Annotated in this window: 23 protein-coding genes; 20 read left to right on the top strand and 3 right to left on the bottom strand. The window is 70.6% G+C overall.

The features are described 5' to 3' along the window. Nucleotides 1-37: 37 nt before the first annotated feature. Nucleotides 38-685, top strand: coding sequence for a vitamin K epoxide reductase family protein (locus ABZ208_RS32120; protein ID WP_356912970.1), 648 nt, complete (start codon nucleotides 38-40; stop codon nucleotides 683-685). Between the two features lie 35 nt (nucleotides 686-720). Continuing rightward, a complete protein-coding gene (locus ABZ208_RS32115; protein WP_356912969.1) occupies nucleotides 721-2091 on the top strand; it encodes a replication-associated recombination protein A in 1371 nt (456 codons plus the stop codon). 33 nt (nucleotides 2092-2124) lie between these two features. On the opposite strand, the gene ABZ208_RS32110 is transcribed toward ABZ208_RS32115, so the two are convergent. Then, nucleotides 2125-2856, bottom strand: coding sequence for a DUF2470 domain-containing protein (locus ABZ208_RS32110; RefSeq protein WP_356912968.1), 732 nt, complete (start codon nucleotides 2854-2856; stop codon nucleotides 2125-2127). Between the two features lie 188 nt (nucleotides 2857-3044). Between ABZ208_RS32110 and rpsD the strand changes: the two genes are divergently transcribed. Beyond that, a complete protein-coding gene (gene rpsD / locus ABZ208_RS32105) occupies nucleotides 3045-3659 on the top strand; it encodes a 30S ribosomal protein S4 (RefSeq protein WP_356912967.1) in 615 nt (204 codons plus the stop codon). A gap of 66 nt (nucleotides 3660-3725) precedes the next feature. Here rpsD and ABZ208_RS32100 read toward each other — a convergent pair whose 3' ends face one another. Next, a complete protein-coding gene (locus ABZ208_RS32100) occupies nucleotides 3726-5909 on the bottom strand; it encodes an AAA family ATPase (RefSeq protein WP_356912966.1) in 2184 nt (727 codons plus the stop codon). Nucleotides 5910-6056: 147 nt separating this feature from the next. Between ABZ208_RS32100 and ABZ208_RS32095 the strand changes: the two genes are divergently transcribed. The 15 genes from ABZ208_RS32095 (at nucleotide 6057) to nusB (ending at nucleotide 19975) form a co-directional block, all read left to right on the top strand. Further along, nucleotides 6057-6488 carry a DUF948 domain-containing protein gene (locus tag ABZ208_RS32095; RefSeq protein WP_328402832.1) on the top strand — a complete coding sequence of 144 codons (432 nt, stop codon included), beginning with the start codon at nucleotides 6057-6059 and terminating at the stop codon, nucleotides 6486-6488. 6 nt (nucleotides 6489-6494) lie between these two features. Then, nucleotides 6495-6896 (top strand): DUF6167 family protein, encoded by a 402-nt coding sequence (locus ABZ208_RS32090; RefSeq protein ID WP_356912965.1) that lies wholly within the window; start codon nucleotides 6495-6497, stop codon nucleotides 6894-6896. Further along, the gene (gene alaS / locus ABZ208_RS32085) at nucleotides 6896-9565 is read left to right on the top strand and encodes an alanine--tRNA ligase (RefSeq protein WP_356912964.1); all 2670 of its coding nucleotides are present in this window, start codon (nucleotides 6896-6898) and stop codon (nucleotides 9563-9565) included. Before ABZ208_RS32090 ends, alaS begins: the two co-directional genes overlap by 1 nt. Before the next feature lie 8 nt (nucleotides 9566-9573). Then, the gene (gene ruvX, locus ABZ208_RS32080; protein WP_356912963.1) at nucleotides 9574-10038 is read left to right on the top strand and encodes a Holliday junction resolvase RuvX; all 465 of its coding nucleotides are present in this window, start codon (nucleotides 9574-9576) and stop codon (nucleotides 10036-10038) included. Nucleotides 10039-10144: 106 nt separating this feature from the next. Beyond that, the gene (gene mltG / locus ABZ208_RS32075) at nucleotides 10145-11944 is read left to right on the top strand and encodes an endolytic transglycosylase MltG (protein WP_356912962.1); all 1800 of its coding nucleotides are present in this window, start codon (nucleotides 10145-10147) and stop codon (nucleotides 11942-11944) included. After that, the gene (locus ABZ208_RS32070) at nucleotides 11928-12764 is read left to right on the top strand and encodes a shikimate dehydrogenase (protein WP_356912961.1); all 837 of its coding nucleotides are present in this window, start codon (nucleotides 11928-11930) and stop codon (nucleotides 12762-12764) included. Before mltG ends, ABZ208_RS32070 begins: the two co-directional genes overlap by 17 nt. Nucleotides 12765-12815: 51 nt before the next feature. After that, on the top strand, nucleotides 12816-13157 hold the full coding sequence (locus ABZ208_RS32065) for a hypothetical protein (protein WP_356912960.1): 342 nt from the start codon (nucleotides 12816-12818) through the stop codon (nucleotides 13155-13157). 209 nt (nucleotides 13158-13366) lie between these two features. Beyond that, complete coding sequence (gene aroC, locus ABZ208_RS32060; RefSeq protein WP_356912959.1) at nucleotides 13367-14551, top strand: chorismate synthase; 1185 nt, start codon at nucleotides 13367-13369, stop codon at nucleotides 14549-14551. Nucleotides 14552-14580: 29 nt separating this feature from the next. After that, nucleotides 14581-15105: a shikimate kinase gene (locus ABZ208_RS32055; RefSeq protein ID WP_356912982.1), complete on the top strand. Its 525-nt coding sequence runs from the start codon at nucleotides 14581-14583 to the stop codon at nucleotides 15103-15105. After that, nucleotides 15102-16196, top strand: coding sequence for a 3-dehydroquinate synthase (gene aroB, locus ABZ208_RS32050; RefSeq protein ID WP_356912958.1), 1095 nt, complete (start codon nucleotides 15102-15104; stop codon nucleotides 16194-16196). Before ABZ208_RS32055 ends, aroB begins: the two co-directional genes overlap by 4 nt. Next, the gene (gene aroQ, locus ABZ208_RS32045) at nucleotides 16193-16633 is read left to right on the top strand and encodes a type II 3-dehydroquinate dehydratase (RefSeq protein WP_328402852.1); all 441 of its coding nucleotides are present in this window, start codon (nucleotides 16193-16195) and stop codon (nucleotides 16631-16633) included. The genes aroB and aroQ overlap by 4 nt, the downstream gene beginning before the upstream one ends. Before the next feature lie 156 nt (nucleotides 16634-16789). Next, nucleotides 16790-17701: a Pro-rich N-terminal domain-containing protein gene (locus ABZ208_RS32040; RefSeq protein WP_356912957.1), complete on the top strand. Its 912-nt coding sequence runs from the start codon at nucleotides 16790-16792 to the stop codon at nucleotides 17699-17701. Between the two features lie 111 nt (nucleotides 17702-17812). Further along, nucleotides 17813-18919, top strand: coding sequence for an aminopeptidase P family protein (locus tag ABZ208_RS32035; protein WP_356912956.1), 1107 nt, complete (start codon nucleotides 17813-17815; stop codon nucleotides 18917-18919). Between the two features lie 58 nt (nucleotides 18920-18977). Beyond that, complete coding sequence (gene efp / locus ABZ208_RS32030) at nucleotides 18978-19544, top strand: elongation factor P (RefSeq protein ID WP_328402858.1); 567 nt, start codon at nucleotides 18978-18980, stop codon at nucleotides 19542-19544. 2 nt (nucleotides 19545-19546) lie between these two features. Further along, nucleotides 19547-19975, top strand: a complete 429-nt coding sequence (nusB, locus tag ABZ208_RS32025; protein WP_328402860.1) for a transcription antitermination factor NusB — start codon at nucleotides 19547-19549, stop codon at nucleotides 19973-19975. Nucleotides 19976-20460: 485 nt separating this feature from the next. Here the strand turns inward: nusB and bldD are convergent, their stop codons facing one another. Next, entirely contained in the window at nucleotides 20461-20961 is a 501-nt protein-coding gene (gene bldD, locus ABZ208_RS32020; RefSeq protein WP_005319862.1) for a transcriptional regulator BldD, read from the bottom strand. A 234-nt stretch (nucleotides 20962-21195) separates the two neighbouring features. Here bldD and pyrR point away from each other — a divergent pair, with 234 nt between their 5' ends. Together pyrR and ABZ208_RS32010 are read left to right on the top strand one after the other, a co-directional pair. Further along, the gene (pyrR, locus tag ABZ208_RS32015) at nucleotides 21196-21774 is read left to right on the top strand and encodes a bifunctional pyr operon transcriptional regulator/uracil phosphoribosyltransferase PyrR (RefSeq protein WP_356912955.1); all 579 of its coding nucleotides are present in this window, start codon (nucleotides 21196-21198) and stop codon (nucleotides 21772-21774) included. A gap of 92 nt (nucleotides 21775-21866) precedes the next feature. Continuing rightward, the gene (locus ABZ208_RS32010; protein WP_356912954.1) at nucleotides 21867-22841 is read left to right on the top strand and encodes an aspartate carbamoyltransferase catalytic subunit; all 975 of its coding nucleotides are present in this window, start codon (nucleotides 21867-21869) and stop codon (nucleotides 22839-22841) included. The last annotated feature ends 1 nt before the right edge of the window (nucleotide 22842 follow it).

Raw genomic sequence — 22842 nt, 5'->3', positions numbered from 1 at the left:
GGCCGGGCCCCCACAGGCATCGAGCGATGGAAGCGATATGACGACTGCAGCGGCCGGCGATGTGTCCTCCGACCACGGGGCGCGTGATGCGCGCGGCACGGTCGGCGGCGGCAGGGCGTTCGCCTGGCTGCTGGTGATCACGGGCGCGGCCGGACTCCTCGCCGCCTGGGTCATCACGATCGACAAGTTCAAGATCCTCGAGGCCAAGATCGCCGGGACGACCTTCACCCCCGGCTGCAGCCTCAACCCCGTGGTCTCCTGCGGCAACGTGATGGAGAGCGACCAGGCGTCCGCGCTCGGGTTCCCCAACCCGATGCTCGGACTGGTCGCCTACGGGATGGTGATCTGCGTCGGCATGAGCCTGCTGGCGGGCGCTCGCTTCCGCCGCTGGTACTGGCTCACCTTCAACGCGGGCACGTTCTTCGGCGTCGGCTTCTGCACCTGGCTCCAGTACCAGTCGCTGTACACGATCAACGCACTGTGCCTGTGGTGCTGCCTGGCCTGGGTCGCCACGATCTTCATGTTCTGGTACGTGACCTCGCACAACATCCGCCAAGGGCTGCTGCCCGCCCCGGCGTGGCTGCGCGGATTCCTCGACGAGTTCACCTGGGTGCTGCCGGTCCTGCACACCGGCATCATCGGCATGCTGATCCTGACCCGCTGGTGGGACTTCTGGACCGGCTGACCGCGTTGTCAGTGGGCTGACCTAGGCTTCATGAAGTGGAGCCCGATCTCTTTACCGCAGCCGCCGAGGAACGCCAGGAGAAGGACCCGTCCGCGAGTCCCCTGGCCGTCCGGATGCGCCCGCGCACCCTCGACGAGGTCGTGGGCCAGCAGCATCTGCTGAAGCCCGGGTCGCCCCTGCGCCGTCTCGTCGGGGAGGGCAACGGCGGGCCCGCAGGCGCGTCCTCGGTGATCCTCTGGGGCCCGCCGGGCACCGGCAAGACGACCCTCGCGTATGTCGTGTCGAAGGCGACCAACAAGCGTTTCGTGGAGCTCTCCGCGATCACCGCGGGCGTCAAGGAGGTCCGGGCGGTCATCGACGGTGCCCGGCGCGCCGCCGGCGGCTTCGGCAAGGAGACCGTCCTCTTCCTCGACGAGATCCACCGCTTCTCGAAGGCCCAGCAGGACTCCCTGCTGCCCGCCGTGGAGAACCGCTGGGTGACCCTGATCGCGGCCACCACGGAGAACCCGTACTTCTCGGTGATCTCCCCGCTGCTGTCCCGCTCCCTGCTGCTCACCCTGGAGCCGCTCGGCGACGAGGACATCGGCGGGCTGCTGCAGCGGGCACTCACGGAGACGCGCGGACTGGGCGGCGCGGTCACGCTTCCGGAGGACGCCAGGGCGCACCTGCTGCGGATCGCGGGCGGTGACGCGCGCCGTGCGCTGACCGCGCTGGAGGCTGCCGCGGGCGCCGCGCTGGACAAGGGCGAGCCGGAGATCACCCTGGCGACGCTCGAGGAGACGGTCGACCGTGCGGCGGTGAAGTACGACCGCGACGGCGACCAGCACTACGACGTGGCCAGCGCACTCATCAAGTCGATCCGAGGCTCCGACGTGGACGCGGCACTGCACTATCTGGCGCGCATGATCGAGGCGGGGGAGGACCCGCGGTTCATCGCCCGCCGGCTGATGATCTCGGCGAGCGAGGACATCGGCCTCGCGGACCCCACGGCGCTGCCGACAGCGGTGGCGGCCGCGCAGGCCGTGGCGATGATCGGCTTCCCGGAGGCTGCCCTCACCCTCAGCCACGCCACCATCGCCCTCGCGCTCGCCCCCAAGTCGAATGCCGCGACGACCGCGATCTCCGCCGCCCGGCAGGACGTGCGGAACGGGCTTGCGGGCCCGGTGCCGGCCCATCTGCGCGACGGCCACTACAAGGGCGCGGCCAAGCTCGGCCATGCGCAGGGTTACGTGTATCCGCACGACGTGGCGGGCGGTATCGCGGCCCAGCAGTACGCACCGGACGCGGTCCACGGCCGCCGCTACTACGAGCCGACCCGCTACGGGGCGGAAGCGCGGTACGCCGACGTGGTGGAGAAGGTGCGCGAGCGGCTGCGCGGGGAAGGCCCGGGCGAGCAGCAGGGCTGACCGCCACGCGTCGAGTCGAGCCGCCTCGAAGCGTCAGTGCGAGGCCGCCCCGAAGAGCGTGTGCATCGCGCGGCGCAGTTCGGTGATGTCCCGCACCGGGGTGGGGAAGTCGAACCGCGCGTCGAAGCACCGCTCACCCGTGAACCGCACTCGCAGGCCGAACCGGTCCAGCGCCAGCGGCACCGCCCGCAGTCGCGGCGTGACCGCCTCCTGCGCGTCCGCCCGCCGTTCGGCCGGCGGGACCACCGTCCCGCTGCGCTCGCCGAGCAGCCCGCACAGCGCCTGCACCTGATCGTCGTGCGCGGCGTGCAGATGCTGGAGCAGTTCGGCCTCGTGCGCGACGAGCGGATCGACCGACGCGTTCGCGAAAGCCTCCGGGTCGACGCTCTCGGCGCCCCACAGATCGTCGACGCTTGCCTCGCCGACCTCCAGGCGGAGCATCATCGACCCGGGCTCGGCGAGGTCCGGCACGCAGGTCAGCCAGCCGGAGACCCAGGCGCGGCCGCGAATACGCTGGGGGACCGAGATCGGCGCGACATCGGTGATCTCCAGAACCGCGGACAGTTCGTCGTCCTGCGCGTGCGTCGCGGCGCGTACGGTCGGTGCGTCGGCGGGGAAGAGCAGGAACACCTCGCCGTCCGTCCCCACCACACGGGCCTGCGGCATCAGCTGCTCGGGCCGGGCCGACTCCAGGCCGGGGACGAGCAGCAGTGCGGAGCATGTACTCTGTACGAGAGTTCGTGTGCGCTCGGCTGCTGACGGCATCCGAGTGATTTCAAGCCCGCTGGGACGCGGCTGACCATGAGCTGATCGGACCTCCGTCACCTCGACGCCATGAGATGCGTCGGTGTTTGTTGTGCTGTCCGTGATGCGCTTGGTGTTCCCAGGGCGAGACATGCGATCTCCTTGAGTAAGGTGAGCCTAACCTAACCCACAACGGAGGTCTGGAGAACGTGCCTAACCAGTCGCGTCCCAAGGTCAAGAAGTCGCGTGCGCTCGGTATCGCCCTGACGCCGAAGGCCGTCAAGTACTTCGAGGCCCGCCCCTACCCGCCGGGCGAGCACGGCCGTGGCCGCAAGCAGAACTCGGACTACAAGGTCCGTCTGCTCGAGAAGCAGCGTCTGCGTGCCCAGTACGACATCAGCGAGCGCCAGATGGCGCGTGCCTACGACCGCGCCAAGAAGGCCGAGGGCAAGACCGGTGACGCGCTCGTCATCGAGCTCGAGCGCCGCCTCGACGCCCTGGTCCTGCGTTCGGGCATCGCCCGCACCATCTACCAGGCCCGTCAGATGGTCGTCCACGGCCACATCCAGGTCAACGGTGGCAAGGTCGACAAGCCGTCGTTCCGCGTCCGTCCCGACGACGTCGTGACCGTCCGCGAGCGCAGCCGCGACAAGCACCCCTTCCAGGTCGCGCGTGAGGGTGGCTACGCCCCCGACGGCGAGACCCCGCGCTACCTGCAGGTCAACCTGAAGGCCCTGGCGTTCCGCCTGGACCGTGACCCGCAGCGCAAGGAGATCCCGGTGATCTGCGACGAGCAGCTGGTCGTCGAGTACTACGCCCGCTGATCTGGGGGCCTCCCCGCGGTAGCCGGGGGAGTAGCTCACAGCGCTTCTGCCCGCCGCTTCCCCACCTCACCGGTGGGGAAGCCGGCGGGCTCTCGCGTTCCTGGGGTCCACCGGCGGCGGGGCCTGCATGCTGCGCCGGGGGGCCATGTGCCGTTGCGGTGGCTCCGGCACGGCCAGCGCACGCCGCACGGCCGCGTCCAGCGACAGCTCGCGCCCCTCCCGCAGACACTCCTCGAAGCGCTCGGCCCCCAGGAGCCGGCCCGCCTGCTCCGCGCACAGCGCGCGTGGTGCGCCGAAGTGGCCGGAACCGAACAGCGGCAGGCCCACCGCGTCCCACACGGGCGCCGCCGCCCCCTGCAGCACGGCGGCCTCCGCCGGATCGCCCTCGGTCGCGGTGACCAGTGCCAGCAGCTCGATCGCCAGCACCAGGCCCACCAGGTCGTTGAACCGGTGGCCGACATCGATGCACTCGGCCAGCAGTGTCCGCGCCGGACCCGGGTCACCGGCCGTCCAGGCGGCGTACGCCAGGACGTACAGCGCGTACGACCGGGTCCAGCGCTCTCCGCGTTCCTCGCAGATCTCCCGGACCTCTTCGCACAGCGCCACGGCCGCGTCCAGCCGGTCCTGGAACACCAGGGTCATCGCCAGTTCGACCCGGGCCATCAGCACATTGTTGTTGAACTCCCCGGCCTGCTCGTACGCGATCAGCGCCGATCGCAGCAGCCGTTCGGCGCGCGGCATGTCATCGCTGACCAGCGACAGACAGCCGATGCGATGGACGGCGTACGCGGCGGCCATGCGGTTGCCGGACAGTTCCGCGGCATCCCGGCACTCGTACAGCGCGCCCGCGGCCGAGGCGTTGTCACCCTGCAGCACCGCCACGTACCCGAGCACCCACAGCGCCTTCAGGCGGGACTCCTCGTGACCCGACTGGAGCTCCAGCGACCGGTCCAGCCAGTGTCTGCCCTCGGCGAGCCGGCCGCAGCCGACCCAGTAGAACCACAGCGTGCCCGCCAGATACTGGCCCAGGTGGACCTCGTCGGGGTGCTCGAGGCACAGCTCGATCGCCGCCCGCAGATTGGGCAGTGCACTGTCGGCGCAGGCGGCGACCTCCGCCTGACGCGGGCTGAACCACTCCAGCTCGCACCAGGTGGCCAGACCGATGTACCAGTCACGGTGGCGTCTGCGCAGCCGCTCGTCGTCGCCGAGGGCCTCCAGCCATTCGGCGCCGTAGGCCCGGACGGTGTCGAGCATGCGGTAGCGGACGCCTGCGCGCGTCTCCTCGCGGCCGACCACGGACTGGGCCAGCAGCTCACCGAGTACGTCGAGCACCCGGTCCGCGGGCAGCTCGGGTCCGCTGCAGATGTACTCGGCAGCCTCCAGGTCGAACTGTCCGGCGAACACCGACAGCCGCGCCCACAGCAGCCGCTCCTCGGGCGTGCACAGCTCATGGCTCCAGCCGACCGCCGTACGCAGCGTCCGATGGCGCGGCAGCGCGCCCCGGCAGCCGCCGGTGAGCAGCCCGAACCGGTCGTCGAGCCGGTCCAGCAGCTGGCCGAGGGAGAGCACGGGCAGCCGCCCGGCGGCCAGCTCCAGCGCGAGCGGGATCCGATCGAGGCGGCGGCAGATCTCCTCGACCGGATGACGGTCGGCGCCGGTGAGCCGGAACGTCGGGCAGGTACGTCTCGCCCGGTCGGTGAAGAGCTCCGCGGCGTCGTCCTCGGTCATCGCCGCCAGCGTGAAGACCTGCTCACCGGAGAGGCGCAGCGGCCTGCGGCCCACGGCGAGGACCTGGACGGCGGGGGCACGGCGCAGGATGTCCCGTACCAGCGCCGCGCACTCGTCGACGAGATGCTCGAAACCGTCCAGGACGAGCAGCAACCGGCGTCGTGCGAGATGTGCGAGCAGAACCTCGCGGGGCGGCCGGCGAGTGTGGTCGGTGATCCCCAGCGACTCCGCCACGGTATGGGCCATCAGATCGGCGTCGTGCAGCAGCGAGAGCTCGGTCAGCCACACGCCGTCGGCGTACCGATTCTGCGCTGCGGCCGCAGCGTGTGCCGCGAGCCTCGACTTCCCGGCCCCGCCGGGTCCGACCACGGTCACCAGGCGGGCGCGCGTGTCGTCCAGCGCCCGGTCGAGGGCTGCCAGCTCGTCGGCCCGCCCCACGAAGCGGTTCAGCTCGGCGGGGAGATTGCCCTGACGGGGCGGGCGGTCGCCGACGGGGGGTAAGGAGCGAGAGGAGCGTCGCATGAGACACGCAGCGTACCCACCCGTAAGCACTCCGTACAATCTGCCCGGGGCAACTGCCGTCCCGTGCACCGCTAATGCGGTATGGGGTGCCACCCCGGGCGCGATAGGGTCGGAGGGAGATTTTCTACAAGCAGGGAGCGGTGCACAGTGACCGGTGGAGAGGTTGCCGGGCTTCTGGTGGCCGTCTTCTGGGCGATCCTGGTCTCCTTCCTCGCCGTGGTGCTGGTGAGGCTGGCGCAGACGCTCAGGGCGACCACCAAGCTGGTTGCGGACGTGACCGAACAGGCCGTTCCGCTGCTGGCAGACGCCTCCGTGACGGTACGCGCGGCGCAGACCCAGCTCGACCGGGTCGATGCCATCGCATCCGACGTCCAGGAAGTCACCTCCAACGCCTCCGCGCTCTCCACGACGGTCGCATCGACCTTCGGTGGCCCCCTGGTCAAGGTCGCCGCCTTCGGGTACGGCGTACGCCGGGCGCTGGGCCGCACGAGCGACGACACCCCCGCCGCGCCGACCCGTCGCACGCTGATCGTCGGACGCACGGTGCCGGCCGCGAGGCGCGGAAAGCGGAAAGGCTGACGAACGATGTTCCGCCGCACGTTCTGGTTCACCGCCGGCGCAGCAGCCGGAGTGTGGGCCACCACCAAGGTCAACCGCAAGCTCAAGCAGCTCACCCCTGAAAGCCTTGCCGCGCAGGCCGCGAACAGGGCGGTCGAGGCGGGCCACCGCCTCAAGGACTTCGCCCTTGACGTCCGGTCGGGGATGCTGCAGCGCGAGGCGGAGCTCGGCGAGGTGCTGGGCCTGAACACATCGCCGGACCGCGAGCTCCCCGCCCAGCCGAGGCTGGGCGCGGTCGAACGCAGTGGGCCCGCGCCCATCGCCTACCTGCACAGCAAGCACGCACCGGCGAAGCCGCCGAAGGCGAAGCGCCCGCAGACCAACGATTCACCCACCGAGCACTCGTACAACCGGAATGAGGACCACTGATGGAGTCGGCTGAAATCCGCCGCCGCTGGCTGAGCTTCTTCGAGGAGCGCGGGCACACCGTCGTCCCTTCGGCGTCGCTCATCGCGGACGACCCGACTCTGCTGCTGGTCAACGCGGGCATGGTGCCCTTCAAGCCGTACTTCCTCGGTGAGACCAAGCCGCCCGCCCCGCGGGCCACCAGCGTGCAGAAGTGCGTCCGCACGCCGGACATCGAAGAGGTCGGCAAGACCACCCGGCACGGCACGTTCTTCCAGATGTGCGGCAACTTCTCCTTCGGCGACTACTTCAAGGAAGGCGCCATCAAGTACGCCTGGGAGCTGCTCACCAGCTCCGTGGCGGACGGCGGCTACGGCCTGGAGCCCGAGAAGCTCTGGATCACCGTCTACCTCGACGACGACGAGGCCGAGACGATCTGGCGCGACGTGATCGGCGTGCCTGCCGAGCGGATCCAACGCCTGGGCAAGAAGGACAACTTCTGGTCCATGGGCGTCCCCGGCCCCTGCGGACCCTGCTCCGAGATCAACTACGACCGCGGCCCGGAGTTCGGCGCCGAGGGCGGCCCCGCCGTCAACGACGAGCGGTACGTGGAGATCTGGAACCTGGTCTTCATGCAGTACGAGCGCGGCGCCGGCGAGGGCAAGGAGGAGTTCCCGATCCTCGGTGACCTGCCCTCCAAGAACATCGACACCGGTCTCGGCCTCGAACGCCTCGCCATGATCCTGCAAGGCGTACAGAACATGTACGAGACCGACACCCTGCGCGTCGTGATGGACAAGGCCACCGGGCTCACCGGTGTCCGCTACGGCGACAAGCACGACACGGACGTCTCGATGCGCGTGGTCGCCGACCACATGCGCACCTCCGTCATGCTCATCGGCGACGGCGTCACCCCGGGCAACGAGGGCCGGGGCTATGTGCTGCGCCGCATCATGCGCCGTGCCATCCGCAACATGCGCCTCATGGGCGCCTCCGGTCCGGTCGTCAAGGACCTCATCGACGTCGTGATCGACACGATGGGGCAGCAGTACCCGGAGCTCATCACCGACCGCCGGCGCATCGAGACCGTCGCGCTCGCCGAAGAGGCCGCCTTCCTCAAGGCCCTCAAGGGCGGCACGAACATCCTCGACACCGCCGTGACGGAGACCAAGGCCGCCGGCGGCACCGTCCTGGCCGGCGACAAGGCGTTCCTGCTCCACGACACCTGGGGCTTCCCGATCGACCTCACCCTCGAGATGGCCGCCGAGCAGGGCCTGTCCGTGGACGAGGACGGCTTCCGCCGTCTGATGACGGAGCAGCGCGACCGCGCCAAGGCCGACGCCAGGGCCAAGAAGACCGGTCACGCCGACGTCTCCGCCTACCGCGAGATCGCCGACGGCGCCGGTGCCACCGAGTTCACCGGATACACGGCCAACGAGGGCGAGTCCACGGTCGTCGGCCTGCTCGTCAACGGTGTCCCGTCGCCCGCCGCCTCCGAGGGAGACGATGTCGAGGTCGTCCTCGACCGCACCCCGTTCTACGCCGAGGGCGGTGGCCAGCTCGCCGACCAGGGCCGTATCAAGCTCGACTCGGGCGCAGTCATCGAGGTGCGCGACGTCCAGCAGCCGGTCCCCGGTGTCTCCGTGCACAAGGGCTCCGTCCAGGTCGGCGAGGTGACGGTCGGCGCCTCCGCCTACGCCGCCATCGACGTCAAGCGCCGCCGTGCCATCGCCCGCGCCCACAGCGCCACCCACTTGACCCACCAGGCGCTGCGCGACGCCCTCGGCCCGACGGCCGCCCAGGCCGGTTCGGAGAACTCGCCGGGCCGTTTCCGCTTCGACTTCGGCTCGCCCAACGCCGTTCCCGGCACGGTCCTCACCGATGTCGAGCAGCGGATCAACGAGGTCCTCTCGCGTGAGCTCGATGTGCACGCCGAGATCATGAGCATCGACGAGGCCAAGAAGCAGGGCGCCATCGCCGAGTTCGGCGAGAAGTACGGCGAGCGCGTACGCGTCGTGACCATCGGCGACTTCTCCAAGGAGCTGTGCGGCGGCACGCATGTGCACAACACCGCCCAGCTGGGCCTGGTGAAGCTGCTCGGCGAATCGTCGATCGGTTCCGGTGTGCGCCGCGTCGAGGCTCTGGTCGGAGTGGACGCCTACAACTTCCTCGCCAAGGAGCACACGGTCGTCGCCCAGCTCCAGGAGCTGGTCAAGGGCCGTCCCGAGGAGCTCCCGGAGAAGATCGCCGCGATGCTCGGCAAGCTCAAGGACGCCGAGAAGGAGATCGAGAAGTTCCGTGCGGAGAAGGTGCTCGGCGCCGCTGCCGGTCTCGCCTCGGGTGCCAAGGACGTCCGCGGTGTCGCGCTGGTGACGGGCACGGTGCCGGACGGCACCGCGGCCGACGATCTGCGCAAGCTGGTCCTCGACGTCCGCGGCCGGATCCCTGGCGACCGTCCTGCCGTTGTGGCCCTGTTCACCACGGCGGGTGGCCGTCCGCTGACCGTCATCGCCACCAACGAGGCCGCCCGCGAGCGCGGTCTCAAGGCCGGCGACCTGGTCCGTGCGGCCGCCAAGACCCTCGGCGGCGGCGGTGGCGGCAAGCCGGACGTCGCCCAGGGCGGCGGCCAGAACCCGCAGGCCATCGGCGAAGCCGTGGCCGCCGTCGAGCGCCTCGTCGCCGAGACCGCGTGACGGTGGGCATGCGCCGCGGCCGACGCCTCGCGATCGATGTCGGGGACGCCCGTATCGGGGTCGCCTCGTGCGACCCCGACGGGGTCCTCGCGACGCCGGTGGAGACCGTGCCGGGACGTGATGTCCCGGCCGCCCACCGGCGGCTGCGGCAGCTGGTCGAGGAGTACGAGCCGATCGAGGTCGTGGTCGGCCTGCCCCGCTCGCTCAGCGGCGGGGAGGGCCCGGCCGCGGCCAAGGTCCGTGTCTTCGCCCAGGAGTTGGCGCGGGGCGTCACCCCGGTTCCGGTACGACTGGTCGACGAGAGGATGACCACAGTGACGGCCGGCCAGGGGCTGCGCGCCTCGGGCGTGAAGTCGAAAAAGGGCAGGTCGGTCATCGATCAGGCGGCCGCTGTGATCATCCTTCAGAATGCTCTTGAGTCTGAACGGGTATCCGGTAATCCGCCCGGCGAGGGCGTCGAAGTGGTCATCTGATCGCGATACGGTAACGTTCCGCGCGGTGCGGCGGTTCGAACAGCTGCCGCACAGCAGAGAGAGGCGGGACCGACACGCGCCCTGTCTCGCGGCCGCTAGGGGATCGATGACTGAGTATGGCCGGGGCCCGGGCTCCGAACCGTGGCATCCCGAGGATCCCTTGTACGGGGACCAGGGGTGGAGAGGGCAGCAGGCCGACGGCCATGCCCCGTACGGCGGCCAGCCGCAGCAGCAGTACCCGCAGCAGCCGCAGCAGTACGGCACGCCTCAGGACCCGCATCAGCAGAGCTACGGCCACCAGCAGTACGGCCAGGATCCGTACGGTCAGGGTCAGCAGCAGTACGGTCAGCAGCCCGGGCAGCAGTACCCCCAGCAGGCCCCGCAGCAGTACGGTCAGGGCCAGCAGCAGTACCACCCGCAGGCGCCGCAGTCGTACGGCCAGGGCCAGGGCCAGGGCCAGCAGCAGTATCAGCAGCAGCAGTACACCGGCGCCTGGGACACGGGACAGCACCCGGTCATGCCGTACGGCGCCGATCCGACGGGCACCTACGCGGGACAGCCGGCACCCGGCTACGGCAGCCCGCAGGAGGCCGACTACTACGGCACTCCCCAGGCCTATCCGCCACCGGAGCCCCCGAACCGCAGGCGGCAGCCCGAACCCGACCCCGCGCCGGACTGGGACGCGGAGGACTCGCAGGCGGAGAACCACCCCTTCTTCACCGGCGCCGGCGGCCGCGACGATGACGATGACGACGAGTACGAGTACGACGACGACTCGGGCGATCGGCGTCGCGACGACGGCGGACGCGAGCGCGGGGGCAAGGGCAAGAAAAAGGGCCGCAACGGCATGGCCTGCCTCCTCGTCGCCACGGTCCTCGTCGGCGGCCTCGGCGGTGCCGCCTACTTCGGCTACCAGTTCTGGCAGGAGCAGTTCGGCGGGGCACCGGACTACGACGGCAGCGGCAGCGGTTCCGCAGCCGTGACGATTCCCAAGGGAGCCACCGGCTACGAGATCGGCAACATTCTCAAGGCCGCCGGTGTGGTCAAGAGCGTCGACGCGTTCGTGTCCGCCCAGAGCCAGAACCCTGACGGGAACTCCATCCAGGACGGTGCCTACCTCCTGAAGAAGGGCATGTCGGCGAAGAGCGCGGTCGCCCTGATGCTCAACCCGGAGAGCCGTAACGTCCTGATCATTCCCGAGGGCCAGCGCAACAGTCAGATCTACGAACAGATCGACAAGGAGCTCGAGCTCAAGGCAGGCACCACGAAATCGGTCGCGACCGCCAAGGCCAAGAACCTGGGCCTGCCCAAGTGGGCGACCGGCCACCGCGACGTCAAGGACCCGCTGGAAGGTTTCCTCTTCCCGGCCAGCTATCCGCTCCCCAAGGGAACCAAGCCCGAGGCCCTCCTCAAGGAGATGGTCGCCCGGGCCGACAAGGAGTACGAGAAGGCCGGCCTGGAGAAGAAGGCAAAGGGCCTGGGGCTCAAGAACCCGTGGGAGCTGCTCACGCTCGCGAGCCTGGTCCAGGTCGAGGGCAAGACGCACGACGACTTCCGCAAGATGTCCGAGGTCGTCTACAACCGCCTGAAGCCCACCAACACCGAGACGAACCAACTGCTCCAGTTCGACTCGGCGTTCAACTACCTCAAGGGTCAGAGCAAGATCGACCTCACCGAGGACGAGGTCAACAACAACCAGGACCCGTACAACACGTACACGCAGAGGGGTCTGACCCCCGGGCCCATCAGCAATCCGGGCAATGATGCGCTCGCGGCGGCGCTGAACCCGACGAAGGACGGCTGGCTGTACTTCGTGGCCACCGATGGCCAGAAGAAGACCGAGTTCGCCAAGACGTATGCCGAGTTCCAGCGGCTGAGGGACAAGTTCAATGACCGGAAGAACTGACGTCCGGCGAGCGGCGGTCCTCGGCTCTCCCATCACGCACTCCCTGTCGCCTGTGCTGCACCGCGCCGCCTACGCGGAGCTGGGCCTCACCGACTGGTCGTACGAGCGGTTCGAGGTGGACGAGTTCCGGCTCGCCGACTTCATGAAGAAGCTCGACAGCACATGGGCCGGGCTGTCGCTGACCATGCCGCTCAAGCGGGCGGTCATTCCGCTCCTGGACGGCATCAGCGACACCGCTGCCTCCGTGGAGGCCGTCAACACCGTCGTCATCACCGAGGACGGCAGGCGCCTCGGCGACAACACGGACATCCCCGGTATGGTCGCCGCCCTGCGCGAGCGGGGTGTGGGGAAGGTGGAGTCGGCCGCCGTCCTCGGGTCGGGCGCCACCGCCGCATCGGCGCTCGCCGCACTGTCCCGTATCTGTACGGGGCCGGTCACTGCCTACGTCCGCAGCGAGGCGCGCGCTCAGGAGATGCGTGGGTGGGGCGAGCGCCTGGGCCTCGACGTGCGCACCGCCGACTGGGCCGAGGCGCCCGGCGCCTTCGCGGCGCCGCTGGTGATCGCGACGACTCCGGCGGGGACGACCGACGCTCTCGCCACCGCCGTGCCCGACGGGCCGGGGACGCTCTTCGACGTGCTGTACGAACCCTGGCCCACCCCGCTCGCGGCCGCCTGGTCGCGGCGCGGCGGTGCGGTGGTAGGAGGACTCGACCTTCTGGTCCACCAGGCGGTGCTCCAGGTCGAGCAGATGACGGGCCGTTCGCCTGCCCCGCTGCAGGCGATGCGTATTGCTGGTGAACAAGCGCTCGAATCCCGCTAGTATCTGCGCGTTCATGCAGGAGCACGTCAACAGCACAGGGGGAGCCCGGCCATGGAAACCGGTCAGCCGCAGGCATCGATCGCCAAGAACATCTTCGAGGGCCTGATCTCGTTCCTGCCCGACTGGCTGGAGATCCCGCTGCTCTGCCTGATCGTCCTCCTCGTCGTGTTCGGCTGGATCCAATCGCTCCGGAAGAAGATCGCCGAGCGGCGGGCGGCACGGACCGGGCAGCCCGTCGTCGTGCCGTCGGCCGGCCAGGGCAGCGGAGCCGACTACCTCGGCCCGTACGCGCCGGCTTCGCCGGCGCAGGACCCGCAGCCCGCCCGCCAGGAGCCGAGCGGCGCGAACTTCCTCGGCTCGTATGCTCCGCAGCAGCGTCGCGACGGCGACTGAGACCGGGTCCCGAAGGCCGGTCCCCGGGCCCCGGGGACCGGCCTTCGGGCTGTCCACGCCCCGTCCGCCTGATGGACCGGTGGCCGGGCGATCCGCCCGGACGTGGGAGGATCGAGTCAGGCGGGGCAGGGCCGCGCTCCCCAGCTACCGCTGGGAGGTGCCCCCAGGCCGCGCCGTCGCAGTTGCAGGCGCGAGCATGAGGAGCACCGTTGAGCAGGTTGCGTTGGCTGACCGCGGGCGAGTCGCACGGACCCGCACTGGTGGCGACGCTGGAGGGTCTTCCCGCCGGTGTCCCCGTCACCACCGAAATGGTGGCGGACCACCTCGCCCGGCGCCGCCTCGGCTATGGACGCGGTGCCCGGATGAAGTTCGAGCGCGACGAGGTCACCTTCCTCGGCGGTGTGCGGCACGGTCTGACCATGGGATCGCCGGTCGCGGTCATGGTGGGCAACACGGAGTGGCCCAAGTGGGAGAAGGTCATGGCGGCCGACCCCGTCGACCCCGACGAGCTGGCCCAGCTCGCCCGTAACGCGCCGCTGACCCGGCCCCGGCCCGGCCACGCCGACCTGGCCGGTATGCAGAAGTACGCGCTGGAGGAGGCCCGGCCGATCCTGGAGCGCGCCAGCGCCCGCGAGACCGCGGCCAGGGTCGCGCTCGGCGCGGTCGCCCGCTCCTACCTGAAGGAGACGGCCGGCATCGAGATCGTCTCCCACGTCGTGGAGCTGGCCGCGGCCAGGGCCCCGTACGGCGTCTACCCGACGCCCGCCGACGTGGAGAAGCTGGACGCGGATCCGGTCCGCTGCCTGGACGCGGACGCCTCGAAGGCGATGGTCGCGGAGATCGACCAGGCCCACAAGGACGGCGACACCCTCGGTGGTGTGGTCGAGGTGCTCGCCTACGGGGTGCCCGTAGGCCTCGGCTCGCACGTCCACTGGGACCGCCGCCTGGACGCCCGGCTCGCTGCCGCCCTGATGGGCATTCAGGCGATCAAGGGCGTCGAGGTCGGCGACGGCTTCGAGCTCGCCCGGGTGCCCGGCTCCAAGGCGCATGACGAGATCGTCCCGACCGAGGACGGCATCAAGCGGACCTCCGGCCGCTCGGGAGGCACCGAAGGCGGGATGTCCACCGGTGAGCTGCTGCGCGTGCGCGCCGCGATGAAGCCGATCGCGACCGTGCCGCGGGCCCTGCGGACCGTCGACGTCGAGACGGGCGAGCCTGCCGCGGCCCACCACCAGCGTTCCGACGTCTGTGCGGTGCCCGCTGCCGGAATCGTCGCCGAGGCCATGGTCGCGCTGGTGCTCGCGGACGCCGTCGCGGAGAAGTTCGGCGGCGACAGCGTCACCGAGACCCGGCGCAACGTCCGGTCCTACCTCGACCACCTGCACATCCGGTGAGCGCGCCGCTGATCGTCCTGATCGGGCCGATGGGCTCGGGCAAGTCCACGGTCGGCGAGCTGCTCGCCGGCCGGCTCCGCGTGCCCTACCGGGACACCGACGCCGACATCGTCGCGGCCGAGGGCCGGGAGATCTCGGACATCTTCATCGAGGACGGCGAGCCCCACTTCCGTGCGCTGGAGCGCGCCGCGGTGCGGACCGCGGTCGCCGAGCACACGGGCGTGCTCGCCCTCGGCGGCGGCGCCATCCTCGACGAAGGAACCCGGGAACTGCTCGCGGGGCTGCCCGTCGCCTATCTCTCGATGGACGTCGAGGAGGCCGTCAGGCGCGTCGGGCTGAACACGGCCCGCCCGCTACTCGCCGTCAACCCGCGCCGCCAGTGGCGCGAGCTGATGGAGGCCCGGCGTCATCTGTACACCGAGGTGGCCCGGGTCGTGGTGGCCACCGACGACCGCACCCCTGAAGAGGTCGCCCAGGCGGTCCTCGACGCACTGGAGTTGCCGCATTCCCCGGGGGACGCCCCCCGGACCCCCGGCAAGGAAGAGACATCATGACGGAGCAGGCAGTGACGCGTATCCAGGTCGGCGGCACCGCGGGCACCGACCCGTACGACGTGCTCGTCGGCCGGCGGCTGCTCGGCGAGCTGCCCGGCCTGATCGGGACCAGGGCCCAGCGTGTGGCCGTCATCCACCCCGAGGCGCTCGCCGAGACCGGTGAGGCGCTGCGCGGTGACCTCGCCGCGCAGGGGTACGAGGCCGTTGCCATCCAGGTGCCCAATGCCGAGGAGGCCAAGACCGCCGAGGTCGCCGCGTACTGCTGGAAGGCGCTCGGCCAGACCGGCTTCACCCGCACCGATGTCGTCGTGGGTGTCGGTGGTGGCGCCACGACCGACCTCGCCGGGTTCGTCGCGGCGACCTGGCTGCGCGGAGTGCGCTGGATCACCGTGCCGACCACCGTGCTCGGCATGGTGGACGCGGCGGTCGGCGGCAAGACCGGGATCAACACCGCCGAGGGCAAGAACCTCGTCGGCGCGTTCCACCCGCCGGCCGGAGTGCTGTGCGACCTGGCCGCGCTCGACTCGCTTCCGGTCAACGACTACGTCAGCGGAATGGCCGAGATCATCAAGGCCGGGTTCATCGCCGACCCGGTGATCCTCGATCTCGTCGAGGCGGACCCGCAGGGGGCGCGTACGCCCGCCGGGCCGCACACCGCCGAGCTGATCGAGCGTGCGATCCAGGTCAAGGCCGAGGTCGTCTCGAGCGACCTCAAGGAGTCCGGACTGCGCGAGATCCTCAACTACGGGCACACCCTCGCCCACGCCATCGAGAAGAACGAGCGCTACAAGTGGCGCCACGGCGCGGCGGTGTCCGTCGGCATGGTCTTCGCCGCCGAGCTCGGCCGGCTGGCCGGGCGGCTCGACGACGCCACCGCGGACCGGCACCGCAGCGTCCTTGCATCCGTCGGGCTGCCGCTGACCTACCGCGGCGACCAGTGGCCCAAGCTGCTGGAGACCATGAAGGTCGACAAGAAGTCCCGCGGCAGCCTGCTGCGTTTCATCGTCCTCGACGGCCTTGCCAAGCCGACCGTCCTCGAAGGCCCCGACCCGGCCGTGCTCCTCGCCGCGTACGGGGAGGTCTCCGCGTGACCCGCCAGGTGCTCGTGCTGAACGGTCCCAACCTGGGCCGGCTCGGATCCCGCGAGCCCGATGTGTACGGCTCGACGTCCTACGCCGGCCTGGTCGAGGCGTGCCGTCAGCTCGGCAAGGAGCTCGGCTTCGACGTCGACGTGCGCGAGACCAACGACGAGGGAGAGCTGATCCGCTGGCTGCACGAGGCGGCGGACGGTTCAATTCCGGTCGTTCTCAACCCCGGTGCCTTCACGCACTATTCGTACGGGATGCGCGACGCCGCCGCTCAGCGGACCGCCCCGCTGATCGAGGTGCACATCTCGAACCCGTACGCCCGGGAGTCGTTCCGGCACACGTCGGTGGTCGCCGCGGTGGCCAGCGGCACGGTCGCCGGTTTCGGGATCGGCTCCTACCGGCTCGCTCTGCGCGCGCTGGCGGAGGAACTCGGCGGCTGACCGGCCCCCTGGCACTTTGTGCCGTTCCCGGTCGTTGCCGCAGTGGCGGCCGGGAACGGGCCGCGTGCGAGCGGTGATCCAGGGGGTACCGTTCGGGAACAAGGCGGCCGATGCCGCCCTGACCAGCGTCAGTCGCACGAGACGGAGTGGCACCGGATGCAGCACGCAGTGGGGGCTCCGCTGCCGCCGCCCCACGGACCGGGGCAGGGACCGGCCGGATGGACACACAGCGCCCAGCACCCGGGGCCGGTTCCCCACCTTCCCGCAGGGCCACCGCCGCCCGCGCCCGGCGCTCCCGCAGGGCCTTTGCCTCCGCGGCCGGCCGGGGCTCCCTCCGGACCACCGCCCCCTCCGGCACCGCCGCAGGGGCAGCCGCCGGGCCCCGGCTGGAGCGCCCCCGCCCCGTACCACCCCTCCGCGCCCTCCCGCGAGCACACGGGCCACATCCAACTGCCGCCGGGCGGGCCGGTTCCCATGCCGGCACCACCGCCCGCCGACACCGGCACCGGTGCGACCATGCTGGCCGTACTGCTCATCGGCCCGGCCGGCGCGGGCAAGACGACCGTGGCCCGGCACTGGGCCGGTACGCGCCGGGTGCCCACCGCCCACATCAGCCTCGACGACGTGCGCGAATGGGTCTGCTCGGGCTTCGCCGACCCCCAGTCCGGGTGGAACGAGAACTCCGAGGCGCAGTACCGGCTCGCACGCCGAACCTGCGGCTTCGCCGCCCGCAACTTCCTTGCCAACGGCATCTCGTGCATCCTCGACGACGCCGTGTTCCCGGACCGCCCCGTCGTGGGCCTCGGCGGCTGGAAGCGCCATGTCGGCCCCGGCCTGCTGCCCGTCGTCCTGCTCCCGGGCCTCGAGATCGTGCTGGAGCGCAATGCCGAGCGCAGCGGCAACCGCCGCCTGTCGGACGAGGAGGTGGCGGGTATCCACGGCCGGATGGCGGGCTGGTACGGATCGGGCCTGCCGATCATCGACAACTCCACGTACGACGTGGAGACCACGGCCCGCGTCCTGGACGACGTCCTGGCGCGCGCGATAGCGAGCCCTCCGAGCTGGTAGCCGCGCCCCGCTGCCGGAAAGGTGCGGGCAGGGGCACGTCCGACGCCGAGGCGCACCCCGTCCGGACGCGCTGACCGGGCCGAGCCGCCGCATCGCTCGTACGCTCGGAGAATGTCAGAGGTGTATGGCGTCCGCCGTAGCCGGCTGCGTGACCGGTGCGCCGCGACCGGTAGTGCCGCGGCCCTCGTCTCCCGGCCCGCCAACGTCCGCTACCTCGCGGGCGCTGCCCCGCCCGGTGCCGTGCTGCTGCTCGGGCCCGACGAGGACATGCTGCTGTGTCCCCGTACGCCCAGCGGCGATCCCGCCGACGGGCGGCTCGACGAGGAGGTGCGGCTGACCGCCCTGCCCACCTCGGCCAGTGACGCGGCCGTCGCCGCCGCCGAGATGGCGCGCGGCACCGGGGTGGAGTCGCTGGCCGTCGAGGAGCACCATCTGACCGTCGCCCGGCATCGCGCGCTGCGCTCCGTGGCGCCGCGGCTGCGCCTCGACGACCTCGCGCTCGCGGTCGAACAGCAGCGGATCGTCAAGGACGAGGACGAGATCGCCTGCCTGCGCATCGCCGCGGAGATCACCGACCAGGCCCTCGGCGAGCTGCTCGAATCCATCCTCGTCGGCCGTACCGAGCGGCATCTGGCGCTCGAGCTCGAACGGCGGCTCGTCGACCACGGCGCGGACGGGCCCGCCTTCGCGACCTCCGTGGCCACGGGGCCGAACGCCGGGCGGGCGGGGCACCGTCCCACCGACAGGAGGGTCGAGGAGGGTGACTTCCTCTCCGTCTGTCTCGGCGCGAACTACCGCGGCTACCGCTGTGAGATCGGCCGTACCTTCGTGATCGGCACGACGCCGGCGGACTGGCAGATCGAGCTGTACGAACTCGTCTTCGCCGCTCAGCGGGCCGGCCGCGAAGCTCTGGTACCCGGCGCGGCATACCGCGATGTGGACCGCGCCGCCCGCCAGATCCTCGACGGGGCCGGTCAAGGGGTGGCCCTCGCGGCCCGCACGGGGCACGGCGTCGGGCTCGAAATCGACGAGGACCCGCAGCTGGCCCCTGCGGCCATGGGTAAACTGGACACTTGTGTGCCGGTCACCGTCGAACCGGGGGTTCACCTCCCGGGCCGGGGCGGCGTCCGGATCGATGACACGCTCGTCGTGCGCCAGGAGGCGGACGGCGGACCCGAGCTACTCACCATCACGACCAAGGAGCTGCTCGCGCTGTAGCGCGCCACAGGCAGCCACTGGGTCGTCCACCAGCGTCAGTCCAGGAGATTCCGCAACCGTGGCTTCCACGAACGACCTCAAGAACGGCATGGTGCTCAAGCTCGACAACGACCAGCTGTGGTCCGTCGTCGAGTTCCAGCACGTCAAGCCCGGCAAGGGCCCGGCCTTCGTGCGCACCAAGCTCAAGAACGTGCTCTCCGGCAAGATCGTCGACAAGACGTTCAACGCCGGTGTGAAGGTCGAGACGGCCACCGTCGACCGCCGCGACATGCAGTTCTCGTACATGGACGGCGAATACTTCGTCTTCATGGACATGCAGACCTACGACCAGCTGCATGTCTCGCGCGCCTCCGTCGGTGACGCCGCCAACTTCCTGATCGAGGGCTTCACCGCCACCGTCGCCACGCACGAGGGCGAGGTGCTCTACGTCGAGCTCCCGGCCGCCGTCGAGCTGGTCATCCAGGAGACCGAGCCGGGTGTCCAGGGCGACCGTTCCACCGGTGGCACCAAGCCGGCCACGCTGGAGACCGGTCACCAGATCCAGGTCCCGCTCTTCATCACCACCGGCGAGAAGATCAAGGTCGACACCCGTACGAGCGACTACCTCGGCCGGGTGAACAGCTAACCGTGGCTGCCCGCAACAAGGCCCGTAAGCGTGCCTTCCAGATCCTCTTCGAGGCCGATCAGCGCGGGGCGTCCGTGCAGACCGTCCTCGCGGACTGGGTCAGGCACTCGCGGTCCGACGACCGGCAGCCACCGGTCGCCGAATACACGATGGAGCTCGTCGAGGGGTACGCGCAGCACGCGGACCGCATCGACGAACTCATCAGCACCTACTCGGTCGGCTGGACGCTCGACCGGATGCCGGTCGTCGACCGGAACATCATCCGGCTCGGCGCGTTCGAGCTGGTGTGGATGGACGAGACCCCGGACGCTGTCGTGATCGACGAGGCGGTCCAGCTCGCCAAGGAGTTCTCCACCGACGAGTCTCCGTCGTTCGTGAACGGTCTGCTGGGCCGGTTCAAGGACCTCAAGCCGAGCCTGCGCCGCGACTAGCGGTGGCCGGTCTCATCAGGCCCGAAGCAGAAGGTTGTTCGCCTTCTGCTTCGGGCCTGATGCATGCCAGGAGGCTCCGGCCGCAGCGCCCCCGGCACACCCGGAAGCGAGAGGCGAACCGTCCCGGCGTGCTCGCCCGAGCCGTGGCCAAAGCTCGGCCGCCAGAGCCCCGGCCGAGGACGGTCCCGCGATCGCTGCCGCTCCTGCGGCCGCTGCGGCGCAGCCGGACGCCGGACGGCGCCGGCGCCCGACGAGGTCGCCGTGGCGCCACGCCGGGGGAGAGGGTGCGCCTCACGACGGGGGTGGCGCCGGTGCTCGCCGTACTCCGCGGACCCGCCCGGGAAAGCCTGCTTCCCGAGGCGCTCGGCCGTCTTTACCGCGTCCGGGGACGGTCTGCAAACGGGACAGACGTCGGAGGGCGGACCCGGTCAGACCAGGCCCGCCCTCGGAGGTGACGTTTTTTCTGAAGTGATGGCGGCTGCTTCTCAGCTCTCCTCATGAGCCACGGCGCGGCGCGCGTCCGCGTCCAGCACGCCCCAGCTGATCAGCTGCTCGGTCAGGACCGAGGGCGACTGGTCGTAGATCACGGCCAGGGTGCGCAGGTCGTCCTGGCGGATCGACAGCACCTTGCCGTTGTAGTCACCACGCTGGGACTGGATCGTGGCCGCATAGCGCTGCAGCGGGCCGGCCTTCTCCTGGGGCACGTGCGCCAGGCGCTCCAGGTCCAGGACGAGCTTCGGCGGCGGCTCGGCGGCCCCGCCCGGCGTGGTGCCGGGAAGCAGTTCCTGTACCGGGACGCCGTAGAAGTCCGCCAGCTCGGCGAGCCGCTGCACGGTCACGGCACGGTCGCCGCGCTCGTACGAACCGACCACCACGGCCTTCCAGCGGCCCTGCGACTTCTCTTCCACACCGTGGAGGGAAAGGCCCTGCTGGGTGCGGATGGCGCGGAGCTTGGCCCCGAGCTGTTTTGCGTATTCGCTGGACATATAGCTCCCCGGACACTGTGTCGACGTGCGGCTCCGCCGCGCGGCTGGTCACTCACTGTGAGGTTACGCAGCGTGACTTGGGTGAGTCAAGCCGAACGGTCCGGACCGCTTTCGGCCGGCCGGGGTACCGGGGGCGGATCAGGAGCCGGCAGCGGGCCCTGGTAACGTGGAGGCCGCAATTTCCGACGTCCTTTAAGGTCCGTCCCGTGAGGCGGAGAAGGAGGTCCGTTTCATATGGACACGCACAACAGCTCCGATGTGGCCCGCCCCGTCCTCGAGGCGCCCGACATCGCGCGGGTACTGACCCGCATCGCCCACGAGATCGTCGAACGCGCCAAGGGCGCCGACGACGTGGTGCTCCTCGGCATCCCGACCCGCGGGGTCCATCTCGCCCGCCGGCTCGCCGACAAGCTCGAATCGATCACCGGCCGCAAGACGGCAGTCGGCTCGCTCGACACCACGATGTACCGGGACGACCTGCGTATGCGGCCCGCCCGCGCGCTCGCCCGCACCGACATCCCCGGTGACGGCATCGACGGCCGCCTGGTCGTCCTCGTCGACGACGTTCTCTTCTCCGGCCGCACCATCCGCGCCGCCCTCGACGCGCTCGGCGACATCGGCCGCCCCCGCGCGGTGCAGCTCGCCGTCCTCGTCGACCGCGGCCACCGTGAGCTGCCCATCCGCGCCGACTACGTCGGCAAGAACCTCCCCACGTCGCTGCGGGAGACGGTCATGGTCCAGCTCGCCGAGGAGGACGGTCGCGACACCGTGCTGCTCGGTGTGAAGGAGACCGCCCCGGCAGGCGGGCAGTAGCGCCCCCGTACGACCCACCCCTTGCGTACGGCGGGTCGCCCTGCGTGCCCGCATGTCGTCACAACCTCCACAGACCTGGAGAAAACTCCCAGATGATGCGCCACCTCATCTCGGCCGCCGACCTCACCCGCGACGAAGCCGTCCTCATCCTCGACACCGCCGAGGAGATGGCCCGGGTCGCCGACCGGCCGATCAAGAAGCTTCCGACCCTGCGCGGCCGTACCGTCGTCAACCTCTTCTTCGAGGACTCGACCCGGACCCGGATCTCGTTCGAGGCTGCCGAGAAGCGCCTGTCCGCCGATGTGATCAACTTCAGCGCCAAGGGATCCTCGGTCTCCAAGGGCGAGTCCCTCAAGGACACCGCCCAGACCCTGGAGGCGATGGGCGTCGACGCCGTCGTCATCCGGCACGGCGCCTCCGGAGCCCCCTTCCGCCTCGCCACCTCCGGCTGGATCGACGCCGCCGTCATCAACGCGGGCGACGGCACCCACCAGCACCCCACGCAGGCCCTGCTCGACGCCTTCACCATGCGCCGCCGCCTGGTCGGCAAGGACGACGGCATCGGCCGGGACCTGGACGGCAAGCGGATCACGATCGTCGGCGACATCCTGCACAGCCGCGTCGCCCGGTCCAATGTCGACCTGCTGCACACCCTCGGCGCCGAGGTCACCCTCGTCGCCCCGCCCACGCTGGTGCCGGTCGGAGTCGAGACCTGGCCCTGCGAGGTCTCGTACGACCTGGACAGCACACTGCCCAAGTCCGACGCCGTCATGATGCTGCGCGTCCAGCGCGAGCGGATGAACGCCGCCTTCTTCCCGACCGAGCGCGAGTACTCGCGCCGCTACGGCCTGGACGGCGATCGCATGGCGCGGATGCCCGAGCACGCCATCGTGATGCACCCCGGGCCCATGGTCCGCGGCATGGAGATCACCGCCGAGGTCGCCGACTCCGACCGGTGCACGGTCGTCGAGCAGGTCGCCAACGGTGTCTCCATCCGCATGGCCGTCCTGTACCTGCTTCTGGGCGGCAACGAGCCGGCCACCACCACCCGTACCGAGGAGAAGTAAG

The organism is Streptomyces sp. NPDC006208, assembly GCF_040613775.1.
Taxonomy (GTDB): Bacteria; Actinomycetota; Actinomycetes; order Streptomycetales; family Streptomycetaceae; genus Streptomyces.
This window is presented reverse-complemented; position numbering and strand designations above follow the sequence as displayed.

Bases quoted from the DNA above. Each gene is read 5' to 3' on its own strand.
- ABZ208_RS32120 (WP_356912970.1), top strand. From the start codon at position 38: ATGACGACTGCAGCGGCCGGCGATGTGTCCTCCGACCACGGGGCGCGT.
- ABZ208_RS32110 (WP_356912968.1), bottom strand. From the start codon at position 2,856: ATGCCGTCAGCAGCCGAGCGCACACGAACTCTCGTACAGAGTACATGC.
- ABZ208_RS32100 (WP_356912966.1), bottom strand. From the start codon at position 5,909: ATGCGACGCTCCTCTCGCTCCTTACCCCCCGTCGGCGACCGCCCGCCC.
- ABZ208_RS32090 (WP_356912965.1), top strand. From the start codon at position 6,495: ATGTTCCGCCGCACGTTCTGGTTCACCGCCGGCGCAGCAGCCGGAGTG.
- alaS (WP_356912964.1), top strand. From the start codon at position 6,896: ATGGAGTCGGCTGAAATCCGCCGCCGCTGGCTGAGCTTCTTCGAGGAG.
- ruvX (WP_356912963.1), top strand. From the start codon at position 9,574: ATGCGCCGCGGCCGACGCCTCGCGATCGATGTCGGGGACGCCCGTATC.
- mltG (WP_356912962.1), top strand. From the start codon at position 10,145: ATGACTGAGTATGGCCGGGGCCCGGGCTCCGAACCGTGGCATCCCGAG.
- ABZ208_RS32070 (WP_356912961.1), top strand. From the start codon at position 11,928: ATGACCGGAAGAACTGACGTCCGGCGAGCGGCGGTCCTCGGCTCTCCC.
- ABZ208_RS32065 (WP_356912960.1), top strand. From the start codon at position 12,816: ATGGAAACCGGTCAGCCGCAGGCATCGATCGCCAAGAACATCTTCGAG.
- ABZ208_RS32055 (WP_356912982.1), top strand. From the start codon at position 14,581: ATGGGCTCGGGCAAGTCCACGGTCGGCGAGCTGCTCGCCGGCCGGCTC.
- aroB (WP_356912958.1), top strand. From the start codon at position 15,102: ATGACGGAGCAGGCAGTGACGCGTATCCAGGTCGGCGGCACCGCGGGC.
- ABZ208_RS32040 (WP_356912957.1), top strand. From the start codon at position 16,790: ATGCAGCACGCAGTGGGGGCTCCGCTGCCGCCGCCCCACGGACCGGGG.
- ABZ208_RS32035 (WP_356912956.1), top strand. From the start codon at position 17,813: ATGTCAGAGGTGTATGGCGTCCGCCGTAGCCGGCTGCGTGACCGGTGC.
- bldD (WP_005319862.1), bottom strand. From the start codon at position 20,961: ATGTCCAGCGAATACGCAAAACAGCTCGGGGCCAAGCTCCGCGCCATC.
- pyrR (WP_356912955.1), top strand. From the start codon at position 21,196: ATGGACACGCACAACAGCTCCGATGTGGCCCGCCCCGTCCTCGAGGCG.
- ABZ208_RS32010 (WP_356912954.1), top strand. From the start codon at position 21,867: ATGATGCGCCACCTCATCTCGGCCGCCGACCTCACCCGCGACGAAGCC.